Origin of the sequence: Sphingomonas sp., assembly GCF_035317925.1 — a bacterium.
Taxonomy (GTDB): Bacteria; Pseudomonadota; Alphaproteobacteria; order Sphingomonadales; family Sphingomonadaceae; genus Sphingomonas_I.
Window position 1 is genome coordinate 1 of the sequence record NZ_DATHFV010000136.1, and the last position, 5,854, is coordinate 5,854.

6 protein-coding genes are annotated in these 5,854 nt (G+C 66.6%); 4 read left to right on the plus strand and 2 right to left on the minus strand.

Annotated elements, in window-relative coordinates; all coding sequences use genetic code 11:
• The 4 genes from VK533_RS10190 to VK533_RS10205 form a co-directional block, all read left to right on the plus strand.
• On the plus strand, positions 1-322 hold a 322-nt coding region (locus VK533_RS10190), incomplete at its 5' end, for a fibronectin type III-like domain-contianing protein (RefSeq protein WP_324377061.1).
• Positions 323-399: 77 nt separating this feature from the next.
• Complete coding sequence (locus VK533_RS10195) at positions 400-1,626, plus strand: ROK family transcriptional regulator (RefSeq protein WP_324377063.1); 1,227 nt, start codon at positions 400-402, stop codon at positions 1,624-1,626.
• A 91-nt stretch (positions 1,627-1,717) separates the two neighbouring features.
• Positions 1,718-2,983, plus strand: coding sequence for a sugar MFS transporter (locus tag VK533_RS10200; RefSeq protein WP_324377065.1), 1,266 nt, complete (start codon positions 1,718-1,720; stop codon positions 2,981-2,983).
• Between the two features lie 22 nt (positions 2,984-3,005).
• On the plus strand, positions 3,006-3,905 hold the full coding sequence (locus VK533_RS10205; protein ID WP_324377066.1) for an ROK family protein: 900 nt from the start codon (positions 3,006-3,008) through the stop codon (positions 3,903-3,905).
• An 8-nt stretch (positions 3,906-3,913) separates the two neighbouring features.
• Here VK533_RS10205 and VK533_RS10210 read toward each other — a convergent pair whose 3' ends face one another.
• Both VK533_RS10210 and VK533_RS10215 read right to left on the minus strand, forming a co-directional pair.
• The gene (locus VK533_RS10210) at positions 3,914-5,377 is read right to left on the minus strand and encodes a carboxylesterase/lipase family protein (protein WP_324377070.1); all 1,464 of its coding nucleotides are present in this window, start codon (positions 5,375-5,377) and stop codon (positions 3,914-3,916) included.
• Positions 5,377-5,854, minus strand: a 478-nt coding sequence (locus tag VK533_RS10215) for a GDSL-type esterase/lipase family protein (protein ID WP_324377068.1), incomplete at its 5' end; no start/stop codon positions are given. The genes VK533_RS10210 and VK533_RS10215, both read right to left, overlap by 1 nt.

Genomic DNA, 5,854 nt, shown 5'->3' on the forward strand with positions numbered 1-5,854 from the left:
ACTGGTCAAGGTACGCATACGGAATGTCGGCAAGGTCGCGGGCGACGAGGTCGCGCAGCTCTATATCGCGACGCCGGGCGTGAAGGGCACGCCGCTCAAATCGCTCAAGGGCTATCAGCGCGTCCATCTGTCAGCGGGCGAGACCAAGACGCTCACCTTCCGCCTGACGCCGCGCGACATGGCCTTCGCTGATGCCAAGGGCGTGATGCGGATCGTGCCCACCACCTATCAATTATGGATCGGCGGCGGCCAGCAGGGCACGGGCGCCCCGGGCACGGCCGGCCAGTTCCAGGTCGAAGGGACGCTCGCGCTGCCGCGCTAAGCGGCTCGTGACGTGCCTTTGCGAACTATGCTAGCCCACCGTCACCGACCGTATAAGCGGCGGTTGGGGGGTAATAAGTGTCGGGCACAATCAGGAACAACATTTCCGGGGACACGATCGGTGCGGACGATCGCGGCACGCGGCTGGTTGCCAGCCTGTCGGGCACCAATCTCGAACGCGCGGCGGACTATAATCAGCGGATCGTGCTGCAGGCGATCCGCGTCGCCGGCGAGACCACGCGCGCCGAGCTTGCGACGATCACCGGCCTGACCGCGCCGACCATCGCCAATATCACCAAGCGCCTGCTCGACCTCGGCCTGATCGCCGAAGCCGGCCGCCGTTTCGGCCTCCGCGGCCAGCCAGCGCTCCGCCTGCGCGTGAATCCCGACGGCGCCTTCGCGATCGGCATCAATATCGACCGCGATCATCATACGATCGTGTCGCTCGACCTGGCCGGCAATGTCCGCACGCGCGCGACCAGTAATGACCGCTTCGCCATGCCCGAACAGGTATTGGCCTGGCTGCGCACCGAGGTCGCCGCGATCCGCGCGTCGGGCGCGATCGACGAGAAGCGCCTGATCGGCGTCGGCGTGGCATTGCCCGATGAGCTCGGCAGCGTCGCCTTGCCGCATCGGCCCGCAGGCTATGAAGTGTGGAATCACCTCGATGTCGCCGGGCTGGTGCGCGAGGTGCTGCCCTTGCCGGTCCATATCGACAATGATGCCGCCGCCGCCGCGATCGGCGAGGCGCAATTCGGCAGCGGCCTGACCCAGCCGAGCTTCTTCTACGTGCTGATCAGCGCGGGCCTCGGCGGCGGGCTGGTGATGGACGGATCCTATGTGCGGGGCGCGACCGCGCGCAGCGGCGAGATCGGCTTCCTGCCCGATCCCACCGCCGGTACGCCGGGCGCGACCGTGCAGGATACGGTGTCGCTGTCGGCCTTGCTGGCGCGGCTGGAGCAGGCCGGCACCCCGGTCGACGATCTCGACGCCTTGTCGGAGGATATGCCGGTCGTCCGCTTATGGCTCGACGATGCCGCGCGGTCGCTCACCGGTCCGCTGATCGCGGTCAATTGTCTGGTCAATCCGGCGGCAGTGCTGATCGGCGGTCGCCTGCCCGAACCTTTGATCGATGCCCTGGTCGCTCGCCTGACGCCGGCGCTCGCCAAGGCACGCGTGCCCTCGATCGCGCCGGTGCTGCGCGCCGCCGCCTCCAGCGACGCGCCCGCGGTCGGTGCCGCGATCCTGCCTTTTCTGGACAGGGTGCTGCCGACTGAATCCGCCTTGATGCAGGCCGGTCGGTAGCCGGGGTTAATACAAATCTCTTTCGCAATGCGCCGGGCCTGATAGGAAACGCGCAAGCGCGCCGATAAGCGCGCGTTCGATGGAGGGATCGATGGCGACTACCGCACCACGGCAAGGATTGGCGTTCGTCTATGTGACGACGTTGTTTTTCATCTGGGGCGCGGTGACCTCGGTCAACGACATCCTGCTCCCGGCGGTGAAGGAGATCTTCACCCTCACCGACACGCAGGGATTCCTCACCCAGTTCGCCTTCTTCATGGCCTATTTCGTGGTGTCGCTGCCCGCGGCTGCGATCGTGTCGCGCCTGGGCTCGGCCCGCTCGATCATCCTCGCGCTGGCTGTGATGGTGCTGGGCTGCCTGCTGATGCCGGTGGCGACTTATGCGCGCACCTACACGATCGTGCTCGTCGCCTTGTTCGTAATCGCAAGCGGCATCACCTTGCTCCAGGTCGCGGCCAATCCGCTCTCGGCGGTGCTCGGGCCGCCCGAGAAATCGCATTTCCGGCTTGTGTTCAGCCAGGCGTTCAATTCGCTGGGTACGGTGATCGGGCCGTATCTCGCCGCGCATACTCTGCTGCAGGGGGGGCTGTTCGAAGGCGGCGCGCCGACCGAAGCCAAGATCGTGGAATCGCTCGGCCGGATCGATACGGCTTATTATTTCATCGCGGCGGTAATCGTGCTGCTCGCGATCTTCCTGTTCAGCGTGCGCGACCGCATCACCGCGGCCGCGCCTGCGATCGAAAGCGGTGCGGGCGGGATCGGCGCGGCGCTGGCCTCCAAATGGGCTCTGCTCGGTGCGGCGGCGATCTTCCTCTATGTCGGTGCCGAGGTCTCGATCGGTTCGACCATGGTCAACTTCCTCGAACAGCCCAACATTCTCGGCATTGCGGCGGAGCAGGCGGGCAAGCTCGTCAGCCTCTACTGGCTTGGTGCGATGATCGGCCGCTTCCTCGGCAGCGGCCTTTTGACCCGCATTCCGGCGGGCCGGTTGCTTACGTTCGTCGCCAGCGTAGCCGCCTTGTTGTGCCTCATCGTCAGCCAGATTCACGGCCATCACGCGGCGGCGATTGCCATCTCGATCGGGCTGTTCAACTCGATCATGTTCCCGGTGATCTTCACGCTGACGCTGGAGCGGTCGACCGCGCCCGCGCCGGCGACGTCGGGCCTGCTCTGCATGGCGATCGTCGGCGGCGCCCTGATGCCGCTGGTCTTCGCCAAGGTGGCGGACATGACCGCGAGTCGTTCGACCGCTTTCCTCGTGCCGATGGCCTGTTACGTGCTGATCACCTTGTTCGCGCTCGCCGCGGGCCGCGCGCGGATTGTCGGGGAAGCCGGGCCCAAGGTCGGCTCGCACTGATCCGATGACGGAGTAGAGTAGCGTGACCCAGATCGGGATCGACTTCGGCGGCACCAAGATCGAGGCCGCCGCGCTCGACAAATCGGGGGCATTCCTCGTGCGGCAGCGCGTGCCGACGCCGGACAATTACGCCGACGCGATCCGTGCGGTCGTCGCGCTGATCGCGACCGTGGAATCCGAGGTCGGTCATGCGTCGTCGATCGGTATCGGCTTGCCGGGATCGATCTCGCCACGCACCGGCGCGATGCGCAACGCCAACACCATCTACCTCAAAGGCACCTCTTTCGGTCAGGATCTGCAGGAAGAACTGGGACGGCCCGTGCGGCTCGCCAACGACGCCAATTGCCTGGCCTTGTCCGAGGCGAAAGACGGGGCGGCGGCGGGATCGCGCGTCACGTTCGCGGTGATCATTGGCACCGGTTGCGGCGGTGGTGTCGTCGTCGATGGGCAATTGATCGAAGGCGCGAACGGGATCACCGGTGAATGGGGCCACACGCCGCTGCCCTGGCCGCGGGCGGACGAGCTGCCCGGCATCCCATGCTGGTGCGGCCAGAATAACTGCCTCGAACGATGGATTTCGGGCAGCGGCTTCCACGACGATTACGAGCGCCGCACCGGCCAGCGGCTCAAGGGCGACGAGATCGTCGTTCTCGCGCGCGGCGGTGACGCGGTCGCGGCGGCGACGCTCGACGATTATATCGACCGGCTCGGGCGCGGCATGGCGGTGATCGCCAACATTCTCGATCCCGATTGCTTCGTGATGGGTGGGGGCATGTCCAACGTCACCGAAATCTATGATCGGCTGCCGGCGGTGATAGATCGCCATACCTTCAGCGACGGATGGGTGGGCAAGATCGTGCCCGCCAAATGGGGTGACAGCTCGGGCGTGCGCGGCGCGGCGCATCTCTGGCCGCCGGAATAGACTGTCGCCTAGGGCGCGGCCCGCAAGTGGCAGATGTCGCCGCGTAAATTCTGCCGCATCTCGATCCTGCCGTCCTCGAAGCTGACATAGCGCGCGCCGGGCGCATAAGGTTGCCAGGACGGTAGCCCTGCGCCGTTCGGATCGCCGATCCGTGCGAAGTTGATCCAGTAGAAATGCAGCGGCGGCTCTCCCGGTGGGAATTTGCCAGGGGCGCCCATCACGAAACGGATCTCGCTGCTGTGGGAGACCTCCTGACCGGGCAGCGCATAATCGAACTCATATTGCCAGGTCGGGTGGCCGGCCTTGGTATGCGCCGCCGCCACGACATCGGCCGGGCAGGCGAAGGCCAGGTCGGTCGATGCCTGCAGCAGCACGTCGCCGCGCCGCGGATCGGGCAAAAGCCGGTCATAATAGGCTTTGGCCGCGGCGGCATTCGCGCCGAAGGTGCGGTCGATCGCTTTCTGCAACTGCGCCTGGTCGTGCAGCCCATCCAGCTCGCGCGCATTGCTGCCGATCAGCAGCGGCACCGATGCGCCGCCGTTCCGCGCCAACGTGACGGCGGGCGGTTCGGTCAGCACCCAGCCGTCGCTCACCGCTTGTAGCCAGATATAAGAGTTGTCGCCGAGCGCGGGCACCGGCGTCTTCTCGGCGGCCTGCACCAGCGCTTCGGCGGGCAGAGCGCGCAACGTCGCCGCATCGGCATGCGCCGGCGCGCCCGCGCGCGTCACCACTGCCTCGCCTATCGCCTCATTCTCGGCCAGGCTGCGCGGCGGCATGCCGAAGCCGGCGGTACCGCTTTCCTCGATCGCCTTGGCGAACAGGCCGCGGCCGAGCGGCGACAGCATCTGCAGCCCGACATCCTGCGCGCCCGCGCTTTCGCCGAAGATCGTGACGTTGCGCGGATCGCCGCCGAAGCCCGCGATATTGGCGCGCACCCAGCGCAAGGCCGCTTGCTGGTCGAGCAAAGCATAATTGCCCGAACTGTGATGCGGCGATTCCGCGGTCAGCGCGGGGTGGGAGAGGAAGCCGAACGCGCCCAGCCGATACTGGATGCTGACGATCACGAGCTGCTTGCCGAGGTCCGACCAGATCGTGCCGGTGCCGCCGCCCGCGCGATTGCCGCCGCCATGGATCCACACCATCACCGGCAAGGGCCTGGCTGGTTTCAAATTGGGCGAACCGACTTCCAGATAGAGGCAATCCTCAGACTGGTTGGCCGCATTGGCGTGGTTCCAGCCATAGTCGATCTGCATGCAGCCGGGGCCGGAATGGGTCGCGTCACGGATTCCGGTCCAGGGCTTCACCGGCAGCGGCGGCTTCCATCGCAGCCGCCCGACCGGCGGTTGCGCGAACGGGATGCCGCGAAACAGATGGCGTCCGTCGGGCAAAGCCTCACTCGCGATCGCGCCGGCATCGGTGCGCACCACGATATCGGGCTGCACGGCCGCCAGCGCGAGTGCGGCAAGCAGCATCACTCAACCGCCGTCTTGCGCGGTGCGGGCAAGGCCAGCGCGCGCTTGATCGCGGCAATGGCGACCGGCGCCATCACTGCATAACCCGCCTGTGTCGGATGGACGTGATCGGACGAAAGGCCGTCGCGCATACCAAGGCCATCGGCCTGCTTCAGCGCGCTCCAATAGTCGGCGTAGACGCAGCCCGAGCGCGCCGCATAGGCCTTGAGCCAGGCGTTCATCGCGACGATCTTGTCCGCCGTCTCCAGCCCCGGCTTCCACGGGAACATGTCCGCTGGCGGGATCGAGGCGAGGATCACGCGGATGCCATGCGCATGCGCCAGCTCGACCATCGACCGGATATTGCCCTGCGTTTCCTGCGGCGTCATCGGGCCGGTATTGCCGGCGATATCGTTGGTGCCGCCCATGATCTGGACGACCGCGGGGTGGAGGTCGATCACGTCGGCGCGGAAACGTGCGACGATTTGCGGCGTGGTC